Annotated in this window: 25 protein-coding genes, 2 tRNA genes and 1 other RNA gene; 19 read left to right on the top strand and 9 right to left on the bottom strand. The window is 65.6% G+C overall.

Annotated elements, in window-relative coordinates; translation table 11 throughout:
- Positions 1–14 precede the first annotated feature (14 nt).
- The 5 genes from AB7C87_RS14495 to AB7C87_RS14475 are packed head-to-tail and all read left to right on the top strand — an operon-like array spanning position 15 to position 4,848.
- On the top strand, positions 15–899 hold the full coding sequence (locus AB7C87_RS14495) for a hypothetical protein (RefSeq protein ID WP_369730196.1): 885 nt from the start codon (positions 15–17) through the stop codon (positions 897–899).
- Complete coding sequence (gene nosD / locus AB7C87_RS14490) at positions 896–2,329, top strand: nitrous oxide reductase family maturation protein NosD (protein ID WP_369730195.1); 1,434 nt, start codon at positions 896–898, stop codon at positions 2,327–2,329. The genes AB7C87_RS14495 and nosD overlap by 4 nt, the downstream gene beginning before the upstream one ends.
- Positions 2,310–3,356 (top strand): ABC transporter ATP-binding protein, encoded by a 1,047-nt coding sequence (locus tag AB7C87_RS14485; RefSeq protein ID WP_369730194.1) that lies wholly within the window; start codon positions 2,310–2,312, stop codon positions 3,354–3,356. The genes nosD and AB7C87_RS14485 overlap by 20 nt, the downstream gene beginning before the upstream one ends.
- A complete protein-coding gene (locus AB7C87_RS14480) occupies positions 3,356–4,285 on the top strand; it encodes an ABC transporter permease (RefSeq protein WP_369730193.1) in 930 nt (309 codons plus the stop codon). Before AB7C87_RS14485 ends, AB7C87_RS14480 begins: the two co-directional genes overlap by 1 nt.
- Positions 4,282–4,848 carry a nitrous oxide reductase accessory protein NosL gene (locus AB7C87_RS14475; protein WP_369730192.1) on the top strand — a complete coding sequence of 189 codons (567 nt, stop codon included), beginning with the start codon at positions 4,282–4,284 and terminating at the stop codon, positions 4,846–4,848. Before AB7C87_RS14480 ends, AB7C87_RS14475 begins: the two co-directional genes overlap by 4 nt.
- Positions 4,849–4,935: 87 nt before the next feature.
- On the opposite strand, the gene AB7C87_RS14470 is transcribed toward AB7C87_RS14475, so the two are convergent.
- The 4 genes from AB7C87_RS14470 to AB7C87_RS14455 form a co-directional block, all read right to left on the bottom strand.
- Complete coding sequence (locus tag AB7C87_RS14470; protein ID WP_369730191.1) at positions 4,936–5,082, bottom strand: hypothetical protein; 147 nt, start codon at positions 5,080–5,082, stop codon at positions 4,936–4,938.
- Between the two features lie 210 nt (positions 5,083–5,292).
- Positions 5,293–5,454: a hypothetical protein gene (locus tag AB7C87_RS14465; RefSeq protein ID WP_369730190.1), complete on the bottom strand. Its 162-nt coding sequence runs from the start codon at positions 5,452–5,454 to the stop codon at positions 5,293–5,295.
- 262 nt (positions 5,455–5,716) lie between these two features.
- Entirely contained in the window at positions 5,717–6,850 is a 1,134-nt protein-coding gene (locus AB7C87_RS14460; protein ID WP_369730189.1) for a sensor histidine kinase, read from the bottom strand.
- A gap of 110 nt (positions 6,851–6,960) precedes the next feature.
- Positions 6,961–7,539 (bottom strand): cysteine hydrolase family protein, encoded by a 579-nt coding sequence (locus tag AB7C87_RS14455; protein ID WP_369730188.1) that lies wholly within the window; start codon positions 7,537–7,539, stop codon positions 6,961–6,963.
- A 139-nt stretch (positions 7,540–7,678) separates the two neighbouring features.
- Between AB7C87_RS14455 and AB7C87_RS14450 the strand changes: the two genes are divergently transcribed.
- The 3 genes from AB7C87_RS14450 (at position 7,679) to AB7C87_RS14440 (ending at position 12,248) form a co-directional block, all read left to right on the top strand.
- Positions 7,679–9,385, top strand: a complete 1,707-nt coding sequence (locus AB7C87_RS14450) for an Hvo_1808 family surface protein (protein WP_369730187.1) — start codon at positions 7,679–7,681, stop codon at positions 9,383–9,385.
- 88 nt (positions 9,386–9,473) lie between these two features.
- A complete protein-coding gene (locus AB7C87_RS14445) occupies positions 9,474–10,868 on the top strand; it encodes an Hvo_1808 family surface protein (RefSeq protein WP_369730405.1) in 1,395 nt (464 codons plus the stop codon).
- 144 nt (positions 10,869–11,012) lie between these two features.
- Entirely contained in the window at positions 11,013–12,248 is a 1,236-nt protein-coding gene (locus AB7C87_RS14440) for a nicotinate phosphoribosyltransferase (protein ID WP_369730186.1), read from the top strand.
- Between the two features lie 102 nt (positions 12,249–12,350).
- Here AB7C87_RS14440 and AB7C87_RS14435 read toward each other — a convergent pair whose 3' ends face one another.
- The gene (locus tag AB7C87_RS14435; protein ID WP_369730185.1) at positions 12,351–13,097 is read right to left on the bottom strand and encodes a sensor domain-containing protein; all 747 of its coding nucleotides are present in this window, start codon (positions 13,095–13,097) and stop codon (positions 12,351–12,353) included.
- 262 nt (positions 13,098–13,359) lie between these two features.
- Here AB7C87_RS14435 and AB7C87_RS14430 point away from each other — a divergent pair, with 262 nt between their 5' ends.
- From AB7C87_RS14430 to AB7C87_RS14415, 4 genes are all read left to right on the top strand, one after another.
- A complete protein-coding gene (locus AB7C87_RS14430; protein WP_369730184.1) occupies positions 13,360–13,716 on the top strand; it encodes a helix-turn-helix domain-containing protein in 357 nt (118 codons plus the stop codon).
- Positions 13,713–14,159 (top strand): DUF7521 family protein, encoded by a 447-nt coding sequence (locus tag AB7C87_RS14425; RefSeq protein WP_369730183.1) that lies wholly within the window; start codon positions 13,713–13,715, stop codon positions 14,157–14,159. The genes AB7C87_RS14430 and AB7C87_RS14425 overlap by 4 nt, the downstream gene beginning before the upstream one ends.
- 2 nt (positions 14,160–14,161) lie before the next feature.
- On the top strand, positions 14,162–14,434 hold the full coding sequence (locus AB7C87_RS14420; RefSeq protein WP_369730182.1) for a DUF7521 family protein: 273 nt from the start codon (positions 14,162–14,164) through the stop codon (positions 14,432–14,434).
- 446 nt (positions 14,435–14,880) lie between these two features.
- Positions 14,881–15,600, top strand: a complete 720-nt coding sequence (locus tag AB7C87_RS14415) for a sensor domain-containing protein (RefSeq protein ID WP_369730181.1) — start codon at positions 14,881–14,883, stop codon at positions 15,598–15,600.
- Positions 15,601–15,621: 21 nt separating this feature from the next.
- On the opposite strand, the gene AB7C87_RS14410 is transcribed toward AB7C87_RS14415, so the two are convergent.
- Entirely contained in the window at positions 15,622–16,221 is a 600-nt protein-coding gene (locus tag AB7C87_RS14410; protein WP_369730179.1) for a TIGR00296 family protein, read from the bottom strand.
- A gap of 212 nt (positions 16,222–16,433) precedes the next feature.
- Between AB7C87_RS14410 and rnpB the strand changes: the two genes are divergently transcribed.
- Positions 16,434–16,804, top strand: an RNA gene (rnpB, locus tag AB7C87_RS14405) — RNase P RNA component.
- 170 nt (positions 16,805–16,974) lie between these two features.
- Positions 16,975–17,718 carry a hypothetical protein gene (locus tag AB7C87_RS14400; protein WP_369730178.1) on the top strand — a complete coding sequence of 248 codons (744 nt, stop codon included), beginning with the start codon at positions 16,975–16,977 and terminating at the stop codon, positions 17,716–17,718.
- Between the two features lie 223 nt (positions 17,719–17,941).
- Here AB7C87_RS14400 and AB7C87_RS14395 read toward each other — a convergent pair.
- A tRNA-Arg gene (locus AB7C87_RS14395) sits at positions 17,942–18,014 on the bottom strand.
- Between the two features lie 106 nt (positions 18,015–18,120).
- Between AB7C87_RS14395 and AB7C87_RS14390 the strand changes: the two genes are divergently transcribed.
- From AB7C87_RS14390 to AB7C87_RS14375, 4 genes are all read left to right on the top strand, one after another.
- Positions 18,121–18,279, top strand: coding sequence for a hypothetical protein (locus AB7C87_RS14390; protein WP_369730177.1), 159 nt, complete (start codon positions 18,121–18,123; stop codon positions 18,277–18,279).
- A gap of 1 nt (position 18,280) precedes the next feature.
- On the top strand, positions 18,281–19,732 hold the full coding sequence (locus tag AB7C87_RS14385) for a single-stranded DNA binding protein (RefSeq protein ID WP_369730176.1): 1,452 nt from the start codon (positions 18,281–18,283) through the stop codon (positions 19,730–19,732).
- A 65-nt stretch (positions 19,733–19,797) separates the two neighbouring features.
- Positions 19,798–20,229 carry a histone family protein gene (locus tag AB7C87_RS14380; protein ID WP_369730175.1) on the top strand — a complete coding sequence of 144 codons (432 nt, stop codon included), beginning with the start codon at positions 19,798–19,800 and terminating at the stop codon, positions 20,227–20,229.
- Between the two features lies 1 nt (position 20,230).
- Entirely contained in the window at positions 20,231–21,259 is a 1,029-nt protein-coding gene (locus AB7C87_RS14375; RefSeq protein ID WP_369730174.1) for a histone deacetylase family protein, read from the top strand.
- A gap of 165 nt (positions 21,260–21,424) precedes the next feature.
- Here the strand turns inward: AB7C87_RS14375 and cca are convergent, their stop codons facing one another.
- Positions 21,425–22,846, bottom strand: a complete 1,422-nt coding sequence (cca, locus tag AB7C87_RS14370) for a CCA tRNA nucleotidyltransferase (protein ID WP_369730173.1) — start codon at positions 22,844–22,846, stop codon at positions 21,425–21,427.
- Between the two features lie 95 nt (positions 22,847–22,941).
- Between cca and AB7C87_RS14365 the strand changes: the two genes are divergently transcribed.
- Positions 22,942–23,014, top strand: a tRNA-Asn gene (locus AB7C87_RS14365).
- A 228-nt stretch (positions 23,015–23,242) separates the two neighbouring features.
- On the opposite strand, the gene AB7C87_RS14360 is transcribed toward AB7C87_RS14365, so the two are convergent.
- Positions 23,243–24,643 carry a PAS domain-containing sensor histidine kinase gene (locus AB7C87_RS14360; RefSeq protein WP_369730171.1) on the bottom strand — a complete coding sequence of 467 codons (1,401 nt, stop codon included), beginning with the start codon at positions 24,641–24,643 and terminating at the stop codon, positions 23,243–23,245.
- Positions 24,644–24,840: the final 197 nt, after the last annotated feature.

Here is a 24,840-nt window from a genome sequence, read left to right as displayed (position 1 = left end):
CCACCCACCACACCATGACCCGAATCGAACGGTTCGCGGAGATTCGACGGCTCCTGCCGCTGGTAGCGGCGGCGCTGTTGCTCGTCGCGGTCCTCCTGCCGATGTGGCGGATCACGCTCGAGGCGCCCCAGTACCCCGACGGCATGCTCGTCGAACTGTACGCCTACCCAAGACTCGAGGGCGACGTCCGCGAAATCCAGGGGCTCAACCGGTACGTCGGCTTCTACTATCCGGACCCGGTGTATCTCGAGCCGAACTACGACGTTCACGAGAAGGCGATCGCGGTCCCCGAGTGGTCGGTCGGCCCGCTCCCGTTCGTCGCCGTCGCCGCCGCCGGCGTCTTCGTCGCGCTCGCGCCGACGGTTCGCAAGCTCAAACTCGGACTCGCCTGCCAGCTCGTCGGGACGATCACCGTCTTCGCCGGAATGTTCGCGTTCATCCAGTATCGGCTCCACCAGGCCGGCCACGCGCTCGACCCGGACGCGCCGATGCGCGGCATCGAACCGTTCACGCCGCCGTTACTCGGGAGCTACGAGATCGCGAACATCAGCGGCGTCGCCTGGTTCGGCCCCGGTGGCTATCTTACCGCGGCCGCGCTCGTCCTCGTCGTCGTCGCCTTCGTCCTTCGGGACTCTGAGGCGACGATCGGCGACGCTCCCGCGCTCGTAGCCGAGAAATCCGACCTCGTACGAAACGGGTCACGCTCGACGGGTGACGACTCGAGCGACCGGCGGGACGGTGACTCGAGCGGCCGACCAGAGAGTGTCGCCTCGAGAAACGCGACGTCCGACGCGACCGGCTCGGACGACGAGTCCACGTCCCAGACGGGGTCGGACGCGCCGGCAACGACCGAGAACGGTCCCCAAGCCACTCGCGGAGACGGAGGTGAGCCGCGATGATCGATCGCCTGCTACCGGCCGTCGACCGCGCGTTCTCGACGATCGATCGCGAGTCGTGGTTCGTCGCGCTCGCGACGGTCGTCCTGGTCGTCTCGCTCGGGGCGGCCGCCGTCGCGGCGACGGACGGGACCGACGACCGCGAAGCCACCGTCGACGAGTGGACGCCCGACGTCGAGGGCGTCGAGGACGCCGAGCCACCCGAGGAACCCGGCGTCGCGACCGTCGGCGGCGAGGAGTTCGACTCCGTCCAGGCCGCCGTCGACGCCGCCGAACCCGGGGACACGGTCGTCCTCGAGGGGCGCTTCGACGAACGCGTGACGATCGAGACGGCGGACGTCACGATCGAAGGCGCAAACGGTGCCGAGAGCGCACTGATCGACGGCGGCGGCGAGGACATTGTCGTCCACGTCGCCGCGGCAAACGTGACGATGTCCGACCTCTGGGTCCGCGACTCCGGACCGGACCGCGGTAACGAGGATGCGGGACTGCTCGTCAACGGCTCCGAGTCGACCCTCTCGGAGCTTCGGATCACCGACGTCACCTACGGCGTCTGGATCGGCGAGGCCGAGGACGTGACCGTCGAGGAGTCGACAATCGTCGGCCGCGAGGACGTCTCCGAGTCGGAGCGGGGCAACGGTATCCACCTCGATCGGGCCGACGGCGCCGAGTTGCGGGACAACCGGATCGCGACCGCCCGGGACGGGATCTACTTCTCCTGGTCCGAGGGGGTCGTCGCCGAGGGCAACGCCATGTGGGACCTCCGGTACGGCGTCCACTACATGTACTCCGACGACAACCGCCTCGAGGGCAACGTCGCGTTCGACAACGACGTCGGCTTCGCGCTGATGGTGTCGTCGAACCTGACGGTCGCGAACAACACCGCCGTGCGAAACGACGGCCCGAGCGGCCAGGGCATCCTGATCAAGGACGTCGACGACAGCGTGGTTCGGGACAACGCCGTCGTCGGCAACGGCAACGGGCTCTACGTCTACAACGCCCACCGCAACGAGATCGTCGACAACCTCGTCCTCGAGAACGACGTCGGCATCCAGTTCACCGCGGGCAGTTCGGACGAACTCGTCGTCGGCAACAGCTTCGTCGCGAACGGGCAATCGGCGTACGCCCCGACGACCGCACAGATCCACTGGAACGACTCCGAGCGCGGCAACTACTGGTCGGACGCTCGCGCCGTCGACCTCGATGGGGACGGCACCAGCGAAACGCGCCACCAGCCGGCAGGCGCCGTCGAAGGCGTCATCCACGACCGACCGCAGGCGGCGGTGTTCGCCGAGAGCCCGGCGTTCGACGCCGTCCGGATGGCCGAGAGTTCGTTCCCGGTCCTCGAGTCGCCCGGCGTCGTCGACCACCGACCGCTCGCCGACTCGCCCCACGACAACTGGAGGGACTACTATGCAACTCACGATCACTGACGTCCACAAACGCTACGGCGACGTCGTCGCCCTCGACGGACCGTCGTTTACGATCCCGTCGGGGTCGACGTTCGGCGTCCTCGGGACGAACGGCGCGGGAAAGACCACCCTCTTCGAGCTACTGGTCGGTCACGACCGGCCCGACGAGGGGCGAATCGAAGTCGGCGGCGTCGACATCGCCGACGCCGGCCACCGCGTCCGCGAGCGCGTCGCCTTCCTGCCCGAACACGCCGGCTTCCCGGCGGCGATGACGGGCCGCGAGGTGCTCGACGTCCACGCCCGGATCCGAGGACTCGAGAACCGCGACCGGCGCATCGACGACGCCCTCGAGACCGTCGGGTTAGCCGAGGCGGCCGACCGCGCCGTGTCTGGGTACTCCAACGGGATGGGGCGACGGCTCGGCCTCGCCTCGGCACTCGTCGCCGAGCCGCCGGTGCTCGTCCTCGACGAGCCGACGGCCGGGCTCGATCCTCGCGGCGTGTCGACGTTCCACGAGATCATCGAGCGGATCGACCGCGAGACCGACGCCACCGTCGTCCTCTCCTCGCACGTCTTGAGCGAGGTCGAACGCCTCTGTGACGAAGTTGCGATCCTCGATGACGGCCGCCTGCGCGCCGTCGGCCCGGTCGAGGGCCTCCAGGACGCCAAACGCGAGGGCGTCACGGTCGCGATCCGACCGGCCAAGGACCGCGAGGACCCCGGCCGAGCCCGCGAGCGACTCCTCGAGACCGTCCAGACGCGCGGCGACGTGACCGAGACGACCGAGGGACTCGAGGTCGTCTGTGAGCGCGACGCGGCGCTCGAACTCTGTGGAGATCTCGAAGCGGACCTCGTCGAACGTTTCGAGGTCCGCGAACCGGGGCTCGAGGCGGCGTTTCACGCGGCGCTCGCGGACGACAACCAATCCGTCGACGCCGAGCAAATCGGGAGTGAGAGCGCCGAACGACACGACGACGAACCCGCCGAACGGCACAGCGAGAGCGCCGAGGATGGCGACGTGGCCGGCTCAGCGGAGGTGAGCGCGTAATGACCGATCGACGAGCGGATTTCGAGAACGACGGGGCGACCGACGAGCGCCGCGAACCGAAACCCGACGGCGGATACGCGACGCTGGCCGACGCGGAACTGGCTCGAGCGGGCGATTCGGGGCGGTGGTACCGACAGCTACTGGTCGTCGCCGAGACGGAGTACCGGCTCGCGGTTCGGGGCCGGTGGGCGATCGCGCTGACCGCCATCTTCGCGGCGTTCGCACTCGGGCTGACGACGTTCAGCGGCTCGAGTGTCAGCCCCGAGGGGTTCGAACGAACCGTCGCGAGCCTCGCGGTGCTCGCGGTCTACCTCGTGCCGCTGGTGGCGCTCGCGTTCGGTTACGACGCGATCGTCGGCCGCGAGGAGAGCGGCTGGCTCCACACGCTGTTCGCGTTACCGGTCGAACGCGCCTGGCTCGCCGTCGGAACCGCGCTCGGACGGGCCGTCGTGCTCGCGAGCGCGACGATCCTCGGCTTCGGAATCGCCGGCGCGTTCTTGCTCCGGGAGTTCGGCCTCGGCGGGTTCGACGCCTACGCGGGCTTCCTGCTCGCGACCGTCGGGCTGGGACTTGCGTTCCTCTCGATCGCCATACTGGTCTCGTCGATCGCCGGCGAGAAGACCCACGCACTCGGCGTCTCGTTGCTCGTCTGGGCCTGGTTCGTCCTCGTCCACGACCTGCTCGGGCTGGGTCTGGTCGCCGCGTTCGACCTCTCGGGAGCCGCCGTCTCGGCGATGGTGCTCGCGAACCCGACCGGGATCTTCCGCGCGCTCGTCCTCGGCTCGCTGGGCGCCGGCGGCGACGCCGGCTTCGCGACCGTCCTCGCCGAGTCCGGCCTCTCGAGTCCCGTCCTCGTCGCCGCGTTGATCGCCTGGATCGCCCTGCCGATCGCGCTCGCGGCGCTCGCGGTACGGAGGCGACGGCTATGACCGGCTGTGACTGTGCTGGCACCGCACGCTCGAGGCGCCGCGTACTTGGCGGGATCGCCGCGGTCGCGGCCGGCGGGCTGGCGGGCTGTCTCGGAGACGACGGGGACGACGAGCCGGAGCCGACCCAGCCGATCGCCCTCGGAGACGGAGCGACCTGCGACGTCTGCGGGATGGTGATCGAGGAGCACTTCGGCCCCGCCGGCCAGCTGTACTTCGCCGACGGCGAGCCAGCCGACCGCGACGGCCCGGCCAGATTCGACAGCATCGTCGAACTCGCCACCTATCTCGAGGAGCGCACGAGGCGAGGGTGGGAGCTTCGCGCGGCGTTCGTCACCGACTACTCGAGCGTCGACTACGACCTCGAGGAACGAAACGGGACGACGTACGTCTCGAGTCACGTCGAGGCGTCGGCGTTCGCGGACGCAACCGACTGTTCGTACGTCGTCGACAGCGCCGTGGAGGGGGCGATGGGGCCGGATTACGTGCCGTTCTCCAGGGAGGCGGACGCGGCGGCGTTCGCCGACGAGCACGGCGGCGACGTTCGGTCGTGGGACGGACTGTGACTCGCCCCCGGACGATTGCTGTACCGATTTGCCGGCCCAACCGCTCTTGGTCGCAATTGTGCCGGAACCGACGGACGGCAAACCGTCTCAGTTCGCGTTCGACGTGCCGTCACCGGCATCGGTCGACTCGCTTCGCCCGAACCGAAGCCGGGCGTAGAGGAGGAATCCGGCCGCGCCGACGACCAGGAAGTAGAGGTAGATCGCCGCCTCGAGGTGGATGGGAACCGCTTCCATACCACCCGATCGACCCGGCGACGCATACGAACGCGGCTGAACTGGTTTGGGTACTAAATCCCCTTTCGATTCGACTTCGTCGACGCGGACCGTCCAGTTCGGTCACGTCGATTCGAGGTCGTCAGACCGATTCGATTCACTCAGGTCGATTCAACGCGGCGTGACGATCCGGTGGGGCGACGGAACTGCGACCCCAACTACTCGAGTCGATCAGCCTCGAGAGACCATCACGTACCTGATGGCGAGGTAGATCATGACGAGCCCGAACGTGACGGCGTACAGCGTCGATCCGGCCGTCGCCGCGACGATCAGCGCGGCCCCGTTGAGCGCGATTCCGAAGGCGTACAACAAGCTGAGCCGTTGGCGGTTCATCGTCGCTCACTCCCCCAGGTCCCGACGGCACCTGATCTGACGGATCCGACAGCCGCCGCTTTGGTGGCACCGACAGCCACCCCGGGTTCGTGGTTCGTATCTGTCGTTTCGACCGTCCGTCTATCGTCCGTCGTCTCGGACGTTCGCCCAGTCACACTCCCGCCGAACGGATCCATACGGTTCCTTCGAAGCCGTCGATAAAAACCCTCGTACTACGACGAGCAACAGCGGTGTGACCTCTCGAGCGCTGGTGGCAAGGAGATCACACATTTCGGGCGTTTGCGGCCGGGAGCGTAAACGAAAACGTCGTGCCCCCATCGGGACCGGGCTCGATCCAAATCTCGCCGCCGTGGCGTTCGACGATACGTCGACACACCGCGAGTCCGATCCCGGTTCCCGGATATTCCTCGGTGCTGTGGAGACGCTGGAACACGTCGAACACGCGGTCTTCGTCCGCCGGTGCGATACCGATTCCCTCGTCGCTGACGGAGACGATCCACTCCTCCCCGTCCTCGGAAGCGGTGACGTCCGAGCCTCGGTCGGCGTCGTTGCGTTCGGCCTCGATCGTGACCACCGGCGCTCCGTCGCCGCTGTACTGGATGGCGTTGTCGAGCAGGTTCTGAAACAGCCGCCGGAGCTGGTTTCCGTCTCCTTCGACCACCGGTAGCGAGTCGACCGACACGTCGGCGTCGGTCTCCGCGATCCGGACGTCGAGATCCGCCAGGGCGTCGTCGACGACCGACTCGAGGTCGACCGGCTCGGTGGGATCGCCCCGGGATTCGACCCGAGAGTAGGTGAGGAGGCCGTCGATCATCGCACCCATTCGCTCGGCGCCGTCGACCGCGAATTCGATGAACTCGTCGGCTTCGGCGTCGAGTTCGTCGCCGTAGCGGTCCTCGAGCAATCGGAGGTACTGCGAGACCATCCGCAACGGCTCTCGGAGGTCGTGAGAGACCGCGTACGCGAACTGCTCGAGGCGCTCGTTGGATCGTTCGAGCCGACGCCGGTACTCGTGGCGGTCGGTGACGTCGAAGTGAGCAACGGCGACGTAGCGCCGCTCATCGTCGGTAAACGGCGCCGCTCGCATGAGGAACCACCGCTTCGCCTCGGGGGAGTGACACGGGTACTCGATCTCGAGCAGTTCCCGCTCGCCTGCGAGAATCTCCCGCAAGCCGTCCGCGACGGCCTGAGCGGTTTCCCCGCCGGACTGTTCGGCGACCTCGAGGTAGTCGATGCCGATCGTATCGGGCCGGAAGTCGATGTCGTTCGCCTGGCCGAACTCTCGCCACGCGCGGTTCGTGTACAGGATCACCCCCTCCTCGTCGAGGATCGCGACGTTGATCGGCAACGTGTCGACGGCGAGTGGAACGAGAGCGTCCGGCTCTCGTGAGGTCATGTACGTTCCCAGCCGGCCGATGAACAAAACGTTGTTCCCGGGAGGGTGATCGGCGGAGACGAACGGAACCGACTCTGCATCCCCGCGAGACGGCTCGACGCCCGCCCGAATCACTCGGCCTCGAAGGCGAGATCGCCGCTCTCGACGACCTCGCCGAACAGCCACTCGGCGTGTTCCAGGGCGTACTCGTGATGTTCGTCCTCGATGGAGCCGATGCAGTCTTCGACCAGAATCGGACGGAAATCCCGCAGGCCGGCACTGCCGGCGGTGTGCAGGACGCAAACGTTCGCGAGCGTCCCGCAGAAGACCAGATCCTGAATCCCGCGGGCGTTCAACCAGCCCTCGAGTTCCGTCTCGTGGAAGGCGTCGTAGGTGTGTTTCTCGACGACGAGATCGGCCCGCTCCGAGGGTAGTTCGTCGACGATTTCGGCGTCCCACGACCCCTCGAGGACGTGTTCTCCCCACTGCTCGAACTCGTCGTAGTAGTGGGCGTCCTCGAACTGCTCGGGCGGGTGGACGTCCCGCGTGTAAACCACCGACGAGCCCGCATCACTCGCCCGCTCGACCAGATCCGCGATCGGCTCGATCACCGCCTCGCTTCCGGGCGCGTACAGCGAGCCGTCGGGGTGACAGAAGCCGTTTTGCATGTCGACGACCACCACCGCCGTGCGTGCTGGCTCGAGGTTCATACGTGAGCGTTCGAACGGGATCGTAAAAACGTTCGCGACGGCCCAATCGCCATTCGTGTCGCTCACGCGTCGACGTCTCGGGCGGGTCGACCGGCGTTCTTTTTGCCGTCGGTTCCATACGGACCGTTATACAGCCGCGATGAACTCGAGTCGAACGCGGATCGTCGCCCTCCTCGCCGCCGCGCTCGTCCTCCTCGCAGTCGTCGGGGGCGTTGCGTTTTTCGGAGCCGTCCTCGAGGACCGACCGGCGTCGTCCGAAACCGACGCCGCGCCGGGCGATGACCGGTCCGACGAGCCGACAACCGAGTCGACGATCGGATACGTCGAGGGCTACTGGTACGACGACGAACTCCCCGTCGACGACCGCGACGACGCCACACTCGCCGAAGACGAACTCGAGGCGGTGATCTACCGGTCGATGGCCCGCGTCGAGGTGATTCGCGAGCTTCCGTTCGAGGAGGACGTCGACGTCGAGGTCGTCTCTCGCGAGGAGTATCTGGCCGAACACGGCGACGTCTTCGGAAACGTTCCCGAGGACGAACTGATTCAGCGCAACGTCAACTACGAGGCGCTGTTCGTCGTCGATCGGGCAACCGACGCCGAAGACGAGTACGACTCGCTGTACGGCGGCGCGGTCAACGGCTACTACGACCCCACCACGGAGGAAGTCGTCATCGTCTCCGACAACCCGGACGCCCCGGAGACTGACGAGATAATCCTCGGCCACGAACTGCTTCACGCGCTACAAGACCAGCGGTTCGGCCTCGAGGAGTTCGACCGCTCGACGATCGACGAGGCGGCCGCGACGAACGGCCTGGTCGAAGGCGACGCCGTCTGGGTGGAAACCGAGTACGAGACGCGGTGTGAGACCGAGTGGAACTGCGTGATCCCCGAAGACGGTCCGGCGGGAATCTCGGATATCAACTGGGGGCTGTACCTGATCCTTTTCCAGCCCTACGACGACGGCCCCGACTACGTCGAGTACCTCCAGGAACAGGACGACGGCTGGTCGGCCGTCGACGCCGCCTACGACGATCCGCCGGCGAGCAGTTCCGAGGTCATTCGACCCGGAGACGAGCGCGAGCCCGTCGATACCGACGTCGAGGACCGCTCGAGCGACGAGTGGGAACCACTCGAGATCGACGGCGAGGTCGCCACCGAAACCGTCGGCGAGGTCGGAATGGTCTCGATGTTCGCCGCCGGCGCGTTCGATCCGTCGGAGCCGACCGTGTTAGAGCGCGGCGACGTGGTGACCGACGGCGGCTACGAGTTCGACCACCGGTACACCGACGGTTGGGCGGGCGACGAACTCGTCGTCTACGTCGCCGCCGACGCCCCCGAAACGACCGACCCGATGGAGTCGGTGGAGTACACGGGCTACGTCTGGCAAAGCGAGTGGCAGACGGCCGAAGACGCCGAGGAGTTCCTCGAGGCGTACCTCGAACTCCTCTCGGGCTACGGCGCCGCGGCGGTCGACGACCGAGCGGACACGTACGAGATCGACGACGACTACCCCGGCGCGTACGCCGTCGACCGAGACGGCGAGACCGTGACGATCGTCCGCGGGCCGTCGGTCGACGACCTGAGCGAGATCGAACGCGGGAGCGCACCCGCCGGCGGGGAGAGCCTCGAACTCGCCGAATCGACCGACGACGGGGGTGAGAACGACGCCGGAGCCGGAGCCGGCGACGATAGCGATGCGATTTCGGCGGCCGTCGAGACCGGCCTCGGCTCGATCGTCACCGTCGCGGTCGTCGTGATCGGAACCGGCGTCGTGATCGTCGTCGTTCGCAGTCGTCGGACGGCGTCTCCCTCGGAAACCGCCTCGAGCCGAGGTGATCGATGAACCCGTGACTCGGGCGCCGAACGAGCGGGCGGAGAACCGAACCAGGGTGCTGGCGATCGTCACCCTTGTCGTTCTCTCCGGCTGTGCGATGCCCGGAACCGCAGGCGAACTGGATACCGACCGCGAACTCGGACAGATCGGCCCCTACGCTCACGACGACAGCTTCGCGTTCGACGAACGCGACGCGCTCACCGGGGCGCAACTCGAGGCGGTTACCTACCGGGCGATGGCTCGGATCGAGGTGATACGGGGGCTGAAATTCGAGCGAAGCGTCGAGGTGGACGTAATCGACCGGGCGGAGTACCGCGCCGACCGCGGGGAGCCGACCGAGGCGTCCGCGTTCGAGAACGAACTCTGGCGCGGTACGTTCCTGGTCGACGGCGAGACCGACGCGAACGAGGCGTTCGACGCCATCTACGCCGACGCCGTCGAGGGCTACTACACGAACGATCGAATCGTCATCGTGGTCGACGACCCCGAGGAGATCCGAGTCGATCGGCGGGTGCTCGTCCACGAACTGACGCACGCGCTCCAGGATCAACAGTTCGGCATCGCGACGGACGGCGAGACGATCGACGCCCAGCGGGCCGAGACCGGGCTGATCGAGGGCGAAGCGGAGTACGTTCCCGACCGGTACGACGAACGGTGTGGGGTGGTGTGGCAATGTCTCCCCGACGTCCTTCCTGCACCCGCTGACGGCGAGGAACTCGAGGAACGGCCGTTCGAGGCCGGCCTGTTCCTCTCGATCTACGCGCCGTACGCCGAGGGGACGTCGTTCGTCGCCTCCCTCCACGAGACGGGCGGTTGGGAGGCCGTCGACCGCGTACACGACGAGCCGCCCGCGAGCACCGCGCAGTTGATCCACCCCGACCGCTACCCCGACGACCGGCCGCGCGACGTGCCCGTCACCGATCGCTCGAGCGACGAGTGGGAGCCGATCACCGACGACGGCGAGGCGAAGACGGAGACGGTCGGCGAGGCGACCCTGTTCGCGGCCCTCTGGGCGAACGACGTCGTCGACCGACCGCTCGAGGAGGGGTCCGGCGAGTTTTCGGCGTACAACTACTCGTACCCAGCGACGGAGGGATGGGCCGGCGACACGTTCGCCGTCTATCGGGCCGTCGACGACCCCGATCACACGGGCTACGTCTGGGCGCTCGCCTGGGAACGCGACGAGAACGCCGCCGCGTTCGCCGACGCCTACCGAACGCTCCTCGAGAACCGCGGCGCCGAACCACTCGAGGCGACGGATCCCGCGGGCGGCAAGGCAGATGTCGCTCTCGAGGACACGTACGTGATCCCGGACGGCGAGGCGTTCGCCGGCGCCTATCGCGTGAACGTGGCCGGCGACACGGTCGAGATCGTCGGCGCGCCGGAGCCCACCGATCTCGCGGAGATCCACGCCCGGGTGCAACCGCCAACGCCGACGGTCGGCCCGGCGAGTGCGAAACCGGCCGTTGCCGTGGCCGGTCCGCCGGCGTAAGCGAGAGTGTCGTCCGTTCGACATCGGCACCCTGTCACTATCGCGGACGACCCGGGAAGCGACACGAGGAAGAACGACCCGGGAAGCGACACGAGGAAACCGCCAGACGGGTAGCTTTTTTGCTTCCCGCGGAAAACCGACGCTATGTCACAGCCGTTCGGAACCGTCTCCGCCGAGGCGATTCTCGAGGGAGCCGCGACCGACGCCTACTTCGAGCGCACGCGGACCACCCTCGAGCACGCCGGGAAGAATCCCCGCGTGGTCGCCGAGGTGACCGCCGATCAGTTCCCGACCGGATCGTTCGACGTCTTCACCGGCATCGAAGACGTTGCAACGCTGTTCGAGGGCCGCGACGTCGACGTCGACGCGCTTCCCGACGGACAGCTGTTCGACGGCGGGCCGGTGATGCGGATCGAGGGCCCCTATCTGGAGTTCGCGGAACTCGAGACCTCCCTGTTAGGATTTCTGTCACAGCCAAGCGGCTTCGCGACGGCGGCACTCGAAGCGCGCCTGGCCGCACCCGACTCGACCGTGTTGTCTTTCGGGGCGCGTCACGTCCATCCGTCGATCGCCGCGACGGTCGAACGCGCCGCGTTGCTGGCCGGCCTCGACGGCTTTTCGCACGTCGCGGCGGGTGAGATCCTCGGGAAGGAGCCGGGCGGAACGATGCCCCACGCCCTCATGTTCTGTTTCGGCGAAGGGAACCAGGTGGAGGCGTGGACGGCCTTCGACGAGGCCGTCCCCGAGGACGTTCCGCGGATCGCACTGGTCGACACCTTCTGGGACGAGAAAAGCGAGAGCCTGCTCGCCGCCGAGACGCTCGGCGAGGACCTAGACGGCGTTCGCATCGATACCACGAGTTCCCGCCGGGGCGACCTCCGTCACATCGTCCGGGAGGTTCGCTGGGAACTCGACGCTCGAGGCCGCAAGGACGTCGACATCTTCTGTAGCGGCGGCCTCGATCCGGAGGCCATCCGAAACCTGCGGGACGTCGCCGACGGCTTCGGCGTCGGCAGTCACATCACCGGCGCCGACTCGGTGGACTTCAGCCTCGACATCGTCGAAATCAGCGAGGGGGCGGACGATGCCTCGAACGGTCGGACGCAGTCCGGCGACGAGGGCACGCCCGTCTCCAAGCGCGGCAAGCTCTCCGGCGAAAAGCAGGTGTACCGGACGCCCGACGGCGGCCACCAGATCGCCCTTGCCGACGCGAAACCGCCGGACGGCGGCGAGCCGTTGCTCGAGCCCCTGCTCCGCGACGGCGAGATCGTCCGCGAGTTCGATCTCGAGGAGGCGACCGAGCGGTGTCTGGCTGACGCCGCGGCGGTCGACTTCGGTGATCGGACGACCGATCCGGAAAGCGACGTTACGAACGGCTGATACGGACTGCTGTACCGATGTACCGGTGGCCTCGCAGGACCTGGCGCGGCCCCACCGGAAATGACGGACAGCAGTTCGTATGATACGGACTGCTGTCCCGGTTTACTGGACCGACGGCCGACCCAGGAACAGGCGGGTGTACTGACCGAGGAGCCAGGCGACCGCGTTGCAGATCGCCAGCGAGACGACGAGCGCGACGACGCCGACCGCCGAGAAGGCGAGCGCATCGGCGAAGCTGGTGACCTCCCAGCTGACGATCGAGAGTCCGATCTCGAGGCCGACGAGTAGCCCGTCCCACGGAAGCTGGATCGAGGACGTAAACTGGACGGGCTCCTCGAGTACGAGGCCGACCTGTGCGTTCGGCTGGTCGTAGTAAAGCGGCATCGCCAGAAGTGCGATCACGATCGAAAACAGAAGCGTCACCAAGACGAACGCACCGATACCGACGACGAACTTGCTCGCGAGATAGCCGACCGCCGCGTACGTCTCCCGGCCGAGGACGAGCGCCCGCACTCTCGCAGTGGCGTCCCGATCTTCGAGAAACGCGTAGCTGGGCGAGACGATGTCGACCCCGAGGAGTCGCCGGGCGAGTTCCCGCTCGAACGCCGCGAACCCGTGGCTCGCGAGGAGGACGAACAGCAGGATCGGGATTCCGACCAGCGTGATCGAGAGGCCGACGCCGAGCGAGAGGCCGGCGACGAGGAAGACGAAGTAGACCGTCCCGAGCGGAAACACCAGTAGCAGGTACAGCAGGTTGCGATAGGTCTGGGGGCGAAACGGACTCGCGACGATCGATCGGAACACGGTTCCGACCCGACCGATCGACGAGGACGGCGACCGGAGGTTCACGTCAGCCAGTAGCTCGTTCGCACGACATAAATGTTCGAGAAACGATGTGTCGTCGGCCACAATCGATAGCACGTCGGATCGATCTGGTGACCGAAACCCGAACGGTTATCCCGTTCCCAACGTGATTTTCGTGCGACGTGTCGACACGGCAACCATCATCGCTGGGGAGGGGTTCGACCGGGGTCGTCGACGACGATCGGTGCCACCACGCCCCGGAACGGCTTCCAGCGACGGGGATTCGCCCTCGAGGCCCTCTCCAGCGATGAGTCGCCGTCTCGACCCCGACACGGAGGAGTTACTCGCCTTACTCGACGACGAGTACGCTCGAACCATTATCCTCGAGACCTACGGCGAGGCGCAGTCGGCGGAGTCGCTTTCGGCCGCCTGTGACGCCGACCCGTCGACGATCTACCGGCGTATCGACCGGCTCCAGGAGCGCGGGCTCTTGGCCGACCAGCAACGACTCGATCCGAACGGTCACCACTACAAGGTGTACGTCGCTCGACTCGAGGGCGTCGCGATCGACGTCACCGACGACGGCTTCGACGTCGAGGTCGATTACGCCGAGGAGGAGCCGGCGGACACGTTCACGCGACTGTACGAGGAGTTTACCGGATGATCGGAGCACACACGCCACCCACCGGAACGCTCGCGGCGCTCGCTCGAGCGACGGGTTCGACGCCCGAGACGGTCGGTTCGATCACGTCGACCGGGACGCTCGAGGCCACCACGCGCCTCGGGAGCCTCCCGGTCGCCCCCCTCCAGATCGAAGTCGAGGGCGGCTCGACGTTCGTCGTCCTCGCGGCGATCGCGACCTTTTTCGTCGCACTGGTCCTCTCGGTGCTCGTCACTTACCGATTCGTCGAGGGCTACCGGCGAACGAAGGCTCGGCCGATCCTGTTGCTCGCCGTCGGGATGTTCCTGCTCGCGCCGGCGCCGATGTTCATCCGGCTACTCGTCGGTAACGTCGCGACGATTCCGCTGTCCGCACAGCTGTTGACCACGACGCTCTCGGAACTGTCCGGGCTGATCGTCATCCTGTACGTCGTCTACTCGAGATAACCATGCCACTCGAAACCATCACCGCGCTCGCGTCCGGTCTCACGGCAGTCCTCGGACTGTTCGTCGCCCTCATCGCTTACCGCGGGTTCCGGCGAAACGACAGCCCGACGATGCGCGCGCTCTCGATCGGGATCGTCTGCATCGCTGTCGTCCCCTACCTGGTCCTCTACCTCGTCGGCCCGGCGGTCGATCTCACCGATGCAAAAGCGCTCCTCGCGATCACGCTCGCACACACCCTCGGCCTGGCGGCGATCTATCGTACGTTCCACTACTGAGAACGAAAACCGATAGTGACAACTGCAACTATGTACACACTGATCGCCGAGCTCACGGGTCACTGGGTTCCCCGCTCGCTATTCCACGGTTCTCGCTCATGGTTCGAAAATCGAAGATTTTCGTCATCACGAACGACCGCTGGTCGTTCGAACGACTCCGTTCGCTCACGGGTCGTTCCTCCCCGTTCGCTCCGAACCGCGCACACTCCGAACCGCGCTTTTCGTCTGGCGATCAGGTGTGCAAGACCTGCAGTGGCTACGATACTCGAGACGCGAACAGCCACACTCGAACCGTCGGTACCGCCGCTCGAGGCCGACTCGAGCCGACGTCGGCCCCGGTATTTCCGGCGGGACGAACGCACGTATATGACTCTTTCGCAGGGTTGGCGACCGACCAACTCGGCGGCCCGTTATACGCGGGTTCGACGCGTCGTCTTGAGTGCGCCATGAGTTCGATTCACTCCGCCTCCCTGTTCGTCCAGGACGGCTCCGACGGCCCGGGGGATCGCCCGTTACGTTGGTTCCTCGGCGTCCCGTTCCGGGGACAGACGTACGTCAACCTGCTGTACCTCGCACTCGCGTTCCCGCTCGGGACGGTCTACTTCGTCGCCGTCGTCACCGGCCTCTCGCTCGGCGTCGGCCTCTCGATCACGCTGGTCGGCATCCCGATTCTGTTCGGAACGCTTCTCGCCGTGCTCGCACTCGCCGCCCTCGAGGCGGTACTCGCGACGCACCTCGTCGGCGTGGAGACCCCGCTGCCCGCGGCCCTCCGAAGCGACAACCATCGAAGCCTGCTTCGCGCCGAAGACGGCTACGCCGACGCGCTCGCCGCGTTGGTGACCGCCCCGACAACCTGGACCAGCTTCGTAGTCGTCCTCGCCAGGTTCGTCTACGGGATCTTCGCGCTCACGCTACTCGTCACGATCGTCGCCGTCGTCACTGCTATGCTGGCCGCGCCGCTGGTGTACGCGGAGCCACACGTCGCATACACGGTCGGCCAGTACCAGGTCGAAACCCTCCCAGCGGCGCTCGTCGTGGCAGCACTCGGCGTCGTCGGCGCGTTCGTCTCGCTCCACGTGGCGAACATCGCGGCGGCTGTCGGTGCCATCCTGAACGCCGTCTTGCTCGGCGCGTTCGACGATCGGTCGGTCGACACCGACGACTAACGGGATCGCACTGCGTCGATCTCAGAGTTCCTCGATACTCCCGCCGGCCTCCCGCTCGCGGAAGACCTGTCCGTCGAAGAGGGTGACGATGACGTCGTCGTCCTGCCACGCCGTCGGCGCGAGTTTGGCCTTTCTGCAGGTCCGGTCGAGGTACTCGCGCTCGCTCCAGCCGTTCTCGACGGGAACGGTGGGATAGAGCCAGCCACCCTCGCCGCCGTCGATCGCAACGCCGTGTGTGCCGAGTTCGAGGTCGGCGAGCGGATCGTCCGTGAGTACGACGTTTCTGACGGCACAGACCGAGATGGTCAGGTTCGGAAGCTCGGACGGGCTCACTTCCGAGCCACAGGAGTCCTCGCTCGCGGCCTCGATCGCCGCGTCGACGATGACGTGGCCGAGCTGGTCGCCCGAGCGATACCCACCCGCACAGCCGCGCAGGCTCCCGCGACCCCGCGTGGACTCGAGGCGAACGAACGCCCCCGTTCGCTCGTAGAAAGCTTCTCGCATGCTCCCCGGTTGTTCTCGCTGGCCGTGTTCTACGTAGGATTCGACGGCTTCACGCGCGAGTTTGACGGCTCGCGCCCCGTCTTCGTAGGAAAGGTCGACGCCCTGTCGCTGGGACATACACCAGTACATGGGAGTAGTCGTCCTAAAACGCTTCCATTCGTTTCGAGAGGCAAACCAGGACAGCGACCGGGGGACTTATTCGACCGAAGACCCTACTGGACGTGGGAGAGAGAGCCTGGCTGCCGCGGCGATTTCGCCGGCGACGGCGGAATCGTTCACCGTGGATCGACTCCTCGAGTCGCCCCACGCGTACCGTTGCCCGACTCACCGAGTTGCCCAACGCCCGCGAGGAAAGTCCCCCCACCTGTTCGGGCAGGTGACCGGACGCAAGTCCGGAGTGGGAGACCGCTGGCTCTGGAACAGAAACGACACGTCTCGGCCCGACCGATGATGCGTGCGAACCCGACCGCGAGGAAGGGGAGTTGACCCGCTGACGGGCCCGCAGTCGAAGCTCGCGGTTCGAAACCGCGGACTGTGTACGACACGGTCGACTGCGGACAGACGGCCGAGGATCGATGGAACGGCGAACCCTCACCGGTGCAAGTTCGTGCCGTGGTAGCCCGAACGCCCCGCGGCATCCCCGCGGACGGTACGAACGCTTAGCCGAATGCCGGGACGAACAGAAGGGGGCTTACTCCTCTCACCCGTTTTCGACCCTCGAGCGGCCGCTCTTTCGATCGACCGTGCCCCGCTGTTCTCCCAAGACGTTCATTGACCCAAACTGTATAGCCAGCGAAAATTAGTCGGAGAACGTGGTGGATCTCCTCGATGTGCAACCGACTCGCCCGCACATCGGACGATAGAACATCGATGACCCCATCACGCCGAGCCATCCTTCGATCCACGACAGGTATCGTACTCGCAACCACCGGACTCAGTACCTCCGCGCTCGCGACCGACGACCGCTCGAACGAATCCCAATCGGTTGACGACGCCGAAGCCGAGTGGCGGTGTGCGGACGTCCAGACGTCCCTCGAGTTGTCCGATCGACGAGCGATCGCCGCGGGGCGGCTCACGACGCCGACGCCGTGTCACGAACCCGTTCTCGAGGACGCCGAAGGCGGTGACGGATCGCTTTCGGTGACCGTCGGCTCCGAGCGAAACGACGAAAACGGCTGTCCGGACGTCGTCTCCTGTGCCGACTACGAGGAGGCCTTCGAGCTTCCCGACTCGAGTGGCTACACCGACCTCTCCGTCGTTCACACCGGCGTCGGCGACGACGTTTCCGTACTCGAGGCCACGGTTTCCTCAGAACGAGTCGACTGCAATCGATCCAGCGAAGCACGAGAGAACCGAGCGACGGACGTCGAAATCGACGGAAACGAGATTCGCTTCGCCGGACGTCTCGTCGCACCGACGCCGTGTCACGAGGTCGTCTTCCGTGCGGTCGACTACGACGGCGACGACGTCTCCGTCGACGTCGGTCTCGACTCGACGCTCGAGGACGGAGAGGTCTGCCAGCAGGTTATCACCTGTTTCGCCTACCGCGGCGTCGTTCGCCTCCTCGAGGGCGCGTCGGTCTCGGACGCGACGGTCGTCCACGGCGATGAGTGAGCGAATCGGACGCCGTGCTCGAGGCGCTTCGGAACTACGTATAGTAACAACTGAAGCGATTCACACACCGCTCACAGACAGATCCGGAGACTATCGTGAGCGTGTGTGCATTGACTGTCGAGCGTCCTGACGGAGTCCAACGCGAACGAAGTGAGTGTTGGGCACGTCAGGACCGAACGACGAAGCGAGTGCTGAACAACGTGAAGCACTCGAAAGGAGTGAGCGTCCTGACGGAGATTTGAACTCCGGTCCCTGGCTCCGCAAGCCAAGAGGATAGTCCACTACCCTATCAGGACTCATCTACCCGTAGCCGGGTCAGTATTAAAGCCCTTTCGAACCCAACTCGAACGTCGCGGCCGATCGACACGAGAGTTTATATACGAATCCGGAGCCAGCAGAGGTATGATCGCGGATCCGACGGTGTTCACCTCGAGGCGCCTCTACTCGCCCGTCTTGCCCCGAGAAACGGACGACGAACGCGCCGCCGAATCTCGAGAGATACCGCCTCGAGCGGGACGAATGGACAACGCTTATGCGCGGGCTACGCATGCACGAGCATAGAATGAGCGACATCGAGGGCGTCTACGAGGACCTCGAGGCCGACGTCTCCCTCGAGGAGTTTCGCGAGGCCGTCGAGGCGAAAGTCGAGCAGATGGGTGGACTCGCGGACGAAGAGACGGCGGCGATGCTCGTCGCTCACGAAGTCGGCGAGAGCGAGGTCGGCGGCATCGCCGACATCGAGCCCGGGATGGAAGAGGCGAAGTTCGTCGCCAAGGTGGTGAGCATCGGCGAGGTCCGAACGTTCGAACGCGACGGCGAGGACGAGGACGGCCGCGTCGTCAACGTCGAAGTTGCAGACGAGACCGGTTCCGTCCGCGCCGCGTTCTGGGACGACCACGCCGAGGCGGCCACCGAAGAACTCGAGGAGGGACAGGTGCTCCGGATCAAGGGCCGACCCAAGGAAGGTTTCTCGGGCGTCGAGGTGAGCGTCGACGACGTCGAACCCGACGACGACACCGAGGTTGACGTACAGATCTCCGATACACATACGGTCGAGAGCCTCTCACTCGGCCTTTCGAACGTCAACCTCGTCGGGCTCGTCCTCGATACCGACAGCGTCCGAACGTTCGACCGTGACGACGGCTCCGAGGGGAAAGTGTCGAACCTCGTCGTCGGCGACTCGACCGGACGCGTACGCGTCACCCTCTGGGACGAACGAGCCGACCTCGCCGAGGAGATCGACCCCGACACGACGATCGAGGTGATCGACGGCTACGTCCGCGAACGCGACGGGACTCTCGAGGTTCACGTCGGCAACCGCGGCGCGATCGAGGAGGTCGACGAGGACGTCGAGTACGTTCCGGAGAGTACCCCGATCGAGGATCTCGAGATTGGCCAGACGGTCGACCTTGCAGGGGTCGTCCGCTCGGCGGATCCGAAGCGAACGTTCGACCGCGACGACGGCTCCGAGGGGCAGGTTCGCAACGTCCGCGTCCAGGACGCGACCGGTGACATCCGCGTCGCACTCTGGGGCGAGAAAGCGGACCTGGATGTCGGCCCCGGCGACGAGGTCGCACTCGGCGACGTCGAGATCCAGGACGGCTGGCAGGACGACCTCGAGGCGTCGGCCGGCTGGCAGTCGACGATCACGGTGCTCGAGTCGGATACTGAACGCGATACGAAAGCGGACGCGACGGAGGGTACCAGGAGCGAGGGGCTGTCAGCGTTTGCGGACGACGGAGGGGACTCCGGATCGACCGACGACCGGACCGAGACCGACGTCGAGGATGGCTCCACGGAGAGTGGTGCCGAGACGGAGCAGGCGGACGGAACGAACGACGGCGAGGAAGTCGAGTTTACCGGCGTCGTCGTCCAGGCCGGGGATCCGGTCGTCCTCGACGACGGCGAGACGACGATGAGCGTCGAGACGGATACCGACGTCGGCCTCGGCGAAGAGATCACGGTACGGGGTGTCGTCTCAGACGGACGCCTCGAGGCCAGCGACGTCTTCTGAGCGCTCGAGGAACCTCATCGGACGCTAGGAAAAGCGTTAAGGGAGTTAGATTCGCCTATCAAGGTATGAACGTCGAACTCCCGTTCGCGCCGGTGGATACGATCATCAGGCGGAACGCGGACGACCTTCGGGTGAGCGCTGACGCCTCCAGGGAACTCGCAACGCGGATACAAGAACACGGAAGCGCGCTCGCAATCGACGCCGCCGAACGGGCGACAGCGGACGGCCGGAAGACACTGATGGCCGCCGATTTCGAGGTCGAAACGGTAGTCGACAAGGACGACCTCGAGTTGCCGGTCGCGCCGGTCGACCGGATCGCCAGACTGGAGATCGACGATCGGTATCGCGTCTCGATGGACGCGCGGATCGCGCTCGCCGACATCCTCGAGGATTACGCCGACAACGTCGCCCGGGCGGCGGCGATCCTCGCGCGACACGCCGACCGGCGAACCATCATCGACGACGACATCGAGACGTACTTCTCGCTGTTCGAGTGAGATGCAATTTGGCTACAGCAACGTCTGTCTTGGGCACGATCCCGGCTCACGCCACCCCGAGACGGCCGACCGGCTGCGGGCCATCCGGGAACGACTGAAGCGCAAACACGGCGTCGAGTACGTCGACGCCGACCCCTGCGATCTCGAGACGATCGGTACCGTTCACGATCGGGAGTACGTCGAGTCCGTCGAGGCGTTCTGTGCCGACGGCGGTGGCAACTGGGATCCGGATACGACGGCGAGCGAGCAGACGTGGGACGCGATCCGGCATAGCGCTGGACTCGCCTGCTGGGCGGTCGAAGCGGCGCTCGGGGGAGCCGACGGCCGGAAGATGCCGTTCTCGTTGGGTCGTCCGCCGGGCCACCACGCGGTCGTCGACGACGCGATGGGGTTTTGCTTTGCGAACAACGCGGCGATCGCCGCCCAGCACGCACTCGACCACGAGGAGTACGACGTCGACCGGGTCGCGATCGTCGACTGGGACGTCCACCACGGCAACGGGACCCAAGATATCTTTTATGACCGCGACGACGTCTACTTCGTTTCGCTCCACGAGCAGGGGCTGTACCCCGGAACCGGCGACGCCGACGAGATCGGCGACGGTGACGGCCAAGGAACGACGATGAATCTCCCGATGCCCGCCGGGACGAGCGACCCCGGATATCTCGCGGCGCTCGAGGGGCCGATCGCCGCGGCGCTCGAGGCGTTCGATCCGAATCTGGTGATCGTAAGCGCGGGGTTCGACGCGCATCGCCACGATCCTATCTCCCGAATCCGTCTGTCGACGGAGGCCTACGCGTTGATGACCGACCGACTGCGGACGCTCGCCGACGAGACCGACGCCGCGCTGTCGTTCGTCCTCGAGGGCGGGTACGGCCTCGACGTTCTCGCGGACAGCGTCGCGATCGTCCACGAGACGTTCGACGGTCGGGAGCCGATCGAACCGGACCGAGCGCCGGACGACGCCGTCGAATCGCTACTCGAGGACGTCGTCGACGCCCACGGTCTGGACGACGAAGTCGAGTCGTAACGGTCGACGCGATTGCGAGAAACTATAGTAGCCACTGTAAATCAATGCACACCCGATCGCCAGACGGATCGACGATCGGTGTGTACATCGTTTCAGTTGTTACTATAATTTCTGCCGGACGGGCTTGTGGCGGTCGGCGCCGATAGTGGCCCGCCCGCGCTTGGTTTACGGGGTCGGCTCGAAGTACGAGCGAAGCTCCCGTCCGAACTCGGGGAGTAGTGTGAGGACGTCTTCGCCGAGGAGAACCTCGTAGCCGTCCTCGAGAGCCGTCTCGACGTGTACACCGAGGCCGACGTCGAACAGTTGATCGCTCTCGAGAAACGCCCGGGCGGTGGTAAACTCCCGGTTGCGCTCGGTGGCGTACCGGCCACCATCGAGGAACGGACCGTACGCGTCGGGGTCGTCGTCGTAGGCGTCGTAGAAACCCCGTGCGTGGTCGCTGACGTGGACCGGTGGCCCCTCGTGGCGTTCGATAGCCGGTCGACGGTCGACTGCCAGTTCGGTGAAGACGACACAGGAGCCGTCGGCGAACGCCGTCGCGCGCAGGACGTCGAAACCGCGGTCGTCGAGTCCCCGTGTGATCCCGTCGAGTGACTTTCGAAGCTGAGGATAGAGCTGATCCTCGACGACGTCGGGTGCGTCGAACCGAACGGCGACCGGCGTCGTGTCGCGTCGCTCGAGGTGGCGCCGAAGTTCGGATTCGGTCAGCGGCTTCGGTTCGTCGGTCTCGAAGAGCTCGAGGTCGGGTTCCTCGAGGAACGCGCGCGCGTAGTGTTGGAGACGAGCGACGTTTTCAGCCGAGCAGACCGCCGCAACGTTGCGCTCGGGGTCGGTGGGATCGATGACGACGAGCGGGTCGGTAAACCGGGCCTGTCCGTGGCCTTCCGGATCGAGGGAAACCGGTGGATGCCAATCGCAGACGGCCTCGAGAAACGGGCGAAAGCCGCCGTACTCACAGACGAGGAGTTCGGTGAGATAACCGCTGAATCCCCGCGTTCGGAGGTCGCTTCCGTAGACGCCGATCCCCTTCAGAAAGCCCTTCGTCACTCTGACGTCGGCCGCGAGTTCGTCGTCGAGCTGTTCCCGAAGATACTGCGTGTGGAAGGGCGTTCGGTCGACTGCGGATCGGATCTCGGTCGCTGACTCGAGGCGGAAACAGGGGACGACGTCGACGTCGAACCCCTCGAGTTTGCCCTTGACGTAGGGGTGTTCGGCGTACTCCTCGTGGCCGTCCGGCAGGGTTTCGTGGCCGACCTCGAGTCCGTACGTCTCGAGCGTTTCCCGGTCGAGTTCCGGCGGGAACCGGACGAAGACATCGATGTCGCGGTCGCCGCTGATCCACGTCCCGCGGGCGGACGAACCCGCCTGTAAGACGTCGGCGTCCGGACAGCGCTCGGTCGCGGCGCGCTCGGCTCGCTCGAGGAGGCGATCCGCGACGCCCTCGAGGTGTGCGCGTTCGTCCTCGTCGGGATCGACCCGGTCGCGAACCGTCTCGATGACGTCCTGGATGCGGTCGTCCAGTGGGTCGTCGCACTCGGAACCCTCCTCGGACGTGGAGTCGTCGCGGTCGGCGTCCTCGTCGCTCATCGAGAGACCGTACTCGAGCGATGCGTGAAAGCGTATCGAACCGACGGAAGGCAAAACGAAAGCCCTATCAAATGCACCCGACTACGTGAAATCGAGCCGAAGTAGCTCAGATGGTAGAGCACCTCGCTGTTAACGAGGTTGTCCCAGGTTCGAGTCCTGGCTTCGGCGCTTTTGTGAAACTACCTTCTCGCGAGGAGCGGACGCTCCGAGCGAATACTGGTTTCACAAACGCGCGATAAGACAGGACTCGAGCACGCGAGCCACAGCTCCGGTTCGTAACTGATTGGAATACGGTGAACACGCCGGGCTGTCCCGGATCTGTTCGAGTGCCGTCGTGGTCGTGTTTCTTCGAAATTCTCGAGTTACCTAGCGATCGGTGTGAAACGGACGGCAGTGTTAGTCCGGGTCGACGCCGGTAATCTCGAATCGGAGTCCGCCGTCGATTCCCTCGTGAGCGTCGATCTGCCAGCCATGTGCGTCGACGATCTCCTCGACGATCGCGAGCCCGAACCCGGTCCCGTCGTCGCTCGTCGTGTACCCGTGATCGAACAGTCGCTCGCGTTCGTCCGCCGATGTCCCTGACCCGTCGTCTTCGACGTAGAAGCCGTCGGCAGTTCGTCCGACGGTCACCGTCACGTTCGTGGCGCCGTGCTCCACGGCGTCCTCGGGAGTTTGCGACCGAGGGCTCGTCGAACCGTGTTCGACGGCGTTCCGAAAGAGGTTCTCGAAGACTTGCTTCAACCGCTCCGGGTCGGCCTGGAGCGTTCCGTCCGAATCGACGCGAAGCGACGCGGACGACGCGCGGACGGAATCCCAGCAGTCGTCGGCGATCGATTCCAGCGAAACCGTCGTTCGCTCGTCGATCGACCGCCCCTGTCGAGCGAGCTCCAGCAGATCCTCGATCAACGCATCCATTCGCTCGAGCGATTGCTCGACCTGGGTGATGTACTCGGAGTTGCAGTCGTCTGCGACTAACTCGAGGTAGCCCATCCCAGCGTTAAGCGGGTTTCGAAGGTCGTGAGAGACGATGCTGGCGAAGTTATCGAGCCGTTCGTTTTGGCGTTCGATCGCGCGTTCGTACTCTTTCTTTTCGGTAATGAGCCTCGAGACGCCGATCAACCCGTTTATTTCGCCGTCTTCGTCGTACCACGGCACTTTCGACGTGAGCGTCCACTCCCGATCTTTCGGGTTGTACTCTTCTTTGTTGAGGATCGGTTCTCCCGTCCGAATCACCCGCATATCGTCGGCGTACGTCTCCTCGGCGAGGTCCCGATCGTAGATCTCGAGATCGGTCCGCCCGATCGCGTCGCTCGGTGCGATATCGTAGTCGCTCATCCGAACGTGGCGGCCGTCCGTATCCTTGACGTAGAGGGCCGTCGGAACCCGATGAAAGAGCTGATCGATGAAGTGGCGTTTCTTTCGGAGTCGGTCCTCGAGAGCCGTTCGATCGGCGACCTCGCGGGCAACCACCATTCCGGCACGAGAGTCACCGGATTCGGCCGCCAATTTCGACACCGTACAGTCGACGGGGATTCGTTCGCCGTCGGCCGTGGCGAACGTCGTCTCGAGACGAACGCGGCCGTCGGAATCGGAACACCGCTCGACTGCGTCTGCGATGGTCAACGTCTCCGGTCCGTCGACGACCCGATCGATGGCCATCGACTCGAGTTCGCTCTCGGAGTACCCACTCGCCTCCATCGCCGCTCGATTCGACTCCAGGATGTGACCGCGTTCGTCGAAGACGAAGACGGGATCGTCGAGGCAATCGATCGGTATCCGAGTGGAACTACTGCTCATCGATCGTATCACACACCACCGTTAGTCACGCCTTCGAAAGATAAGGAGCGAAGGCAATAACTGTACCGTCGCCGGACACTCAACACCGAGGGATAGAGTCGATTCGTGTGTCAGCAATTGCCAATATCTTCGATGAGATTGATGTCGGTGAAAATTTACATCAGATTCTTTCCATGAGCGTTTCGGGCTGACTCATA

This window comes from Natrarchaeobius versutus (assembly GCF_041205745.1).
Taxonomy (GTDB): domain Archaea; phylum Halobacteriota; class Halobacteria; order Halobacteriales; family Natrialbaceae; genus Natrarchaeobius; species Natrarchaeobius versutus.
Note: the sequence above shows the minus strand (reverse complement) of the source record. Positions and strands in the feature narration are given on the sequence as shown.

What these genes read in the sequence shown, in the direction of transcription:
- AB7C87_RS14495 (WP_369730196.1), top strand. Translation starts at nt 15, where the DNA reads ATGACCCGAATCGAACGGTTCGCGGAGATTCGACGGCTCCTGCCGCTG.
- nosD (WP_369730195.1), top strand. Translation starts at nt 896, where the DNA reads ATGATCGATCGCCTGCTACCGGCCGTCGACCGCGCGTTCTCGACGATC.
- AB7C87_RS14485 (WP_369730194.1), top strand. Translation starts at nt 2,310, where the DNA reads ATGCAACTCACGATCACTGACGTCCACAAACGCTACGGCGACGTCGTC.
- AB7C87_RS14480 (WP_369730193.1), top strand. Translation starts at nt 3,356, where the DNA reads ATGACCGATCGACGAGCGGATTTCGAGAACGACGGGGCGACCGACGAG.
- AB7C87_RS14475 (WP_369730192.1), top strand. Translation starts at nt 4,282, where the DNA reads ATGACCGGCTGTGACTGTGCTGGCACCGCACGCTCGAGGCGCCGCGTA.
- AB7C87_RS14470 (WP_369730191.1), bottom strand. Translation starts at nt 5,082, where the DNA reads ATGGAAGCGGTTCCCATCCACCTCGAGGCGGCGATCTACCTCTACTTC.
- AB7C87_RS14465 (WP_369730190.1), bottom strand. Translation starts at nt 5,454, where the DNA reads ATGAACCGCCAACGGCTCAGCTTGTTGTACGCCTTCGGAATCGCGCTC.
- AB7C87_RS14460 (WP_369730189.1), bottom strand. Translation starts at nt 6,850, where the DNA reads ATGACCTCACGAGAGCCGGACGCTCTCGTTCCACTCGCCGTCGACACG.
- AB7C87_RS14455 (WP_369730188.1), bottom strand. Translation starts at nt 7,539, where the DNA reads ATGAACCTCGAGCCAGCACGCACGGCGGTGGTGGTCGTCGACATGCAA.
- AB7C87_RS14450 (WP_369730187.1), top strand. Translation starts at nt 7,679, where the DNA reads ATGAACTCGAGTCGAACGCGGATCGTCGCCCTCCTCGCCGCCGCGCTC.
- AB7C87_RS14445 (WP_369730405.1), top strand. Translation starts at nt 9,474, where the DNA reads ATGCCCGGAACCGCAGGCGAACTGGATACCGACCGCGAACTCGGACAG.
- AB7C87_RS14440 (WP_369730186.1), top strand. Translation starts at nt 11,013, where the DNA reads ATGTCACAGCCGTTCGGAACCGTCTCCGCCGAGGCGATTCTCGAGGGA.
- AB7C87_RS14430 (WP_369730184.1), top strand. Translation starts at nt 13,360, where the DNA reads ATGAGTCGCCGTCTCGACCCCGACACGGAGGAGTTACTCGCCTTACTC.
- AB7C87_RS14425 (WP_369730183.1), top strand. Translation starts at nt 13,713, where the DNA reads ATGATCGGAGCACACACGCCACCCACCGGAACGCTCGCGGCGCTCGCT.
- AB7C87_RS14420 (WP_369730182.1), top strand. Translation starts at nt 14,162, where the DNA reads ATGCCACTCGAAACCATCACCGCGCTCGCGTCCGGTCTCACGGCAGTC.
- AB7C87_RS14415 (WP_369730181.1), top strand. Translation starts at nt 14,881, where the DNA reads ATGAGTTCGATTCACTCCGCCTCCCTGTTCGTCCAGGACGGCTCCGAC.
- AB7C87_RS14410 (WP_369730179.1), bottom strand. Translation starts at nt 16,221, where the DNA reads ATGTCCCAGCGACAGGGCGTCGACCTTTCCTACGAAGACGGGGCGCGA.
- AB7C87_RS14400 (WP_369730178.1), top strand. Translation starts at nt 16,975, where the DNA reads ATGACCCCATCACGCCGAGCCATCCTTCGATCCACGACAGGTATCGTA.
- AB7C87_RS14390 (WP_369730177.1), top strand. Translation starts at nt 18,121, where the DNA reads ATGATCGCGGATCCGACGGTGTTCACCTCGAGGCGCCTCTACTCGCCC.
- AB7C87_RS14385 (WP_369730176.1), top strand. Translation starts at nt 18,281, where the DNA reads ATGAGCGACATCGAGGGCGTCTACGAGGACCTCGAGGCCGACGTCTCC.
- AB7C87_RS14380 (WP_369730175.1), top strand. Translation starts at nt 19,798, where the DNA reads ATGAACGTCGAACTCCCGTTCGCGCCGGTGGATACGATCATCAGGCGG.
- AB7C87_RS14375 (WP_369730174.1), top strand. Translation starts at nt 20,231, where the DNA reads ATGCAATTTGGCTACAGCAACGTCTGTCTTGGGCACGATCCCGGCTCA.
- cca (WP_369730173.1), bottom strand. Translation starts at nt 22,846, where the DNA reads ATGAGCGACGAGGACGCCGACCGCGACGACTCCACGTCCGAGGAGGGT.
- AB7C87_RS14360 (WP_369730171.1), bottom strand. Translation starts at nt 24,643, where the DNA reads ATGAGCAGTAGTTCCACTCGGATACCGATCGATTGCCTCGACGATCCC.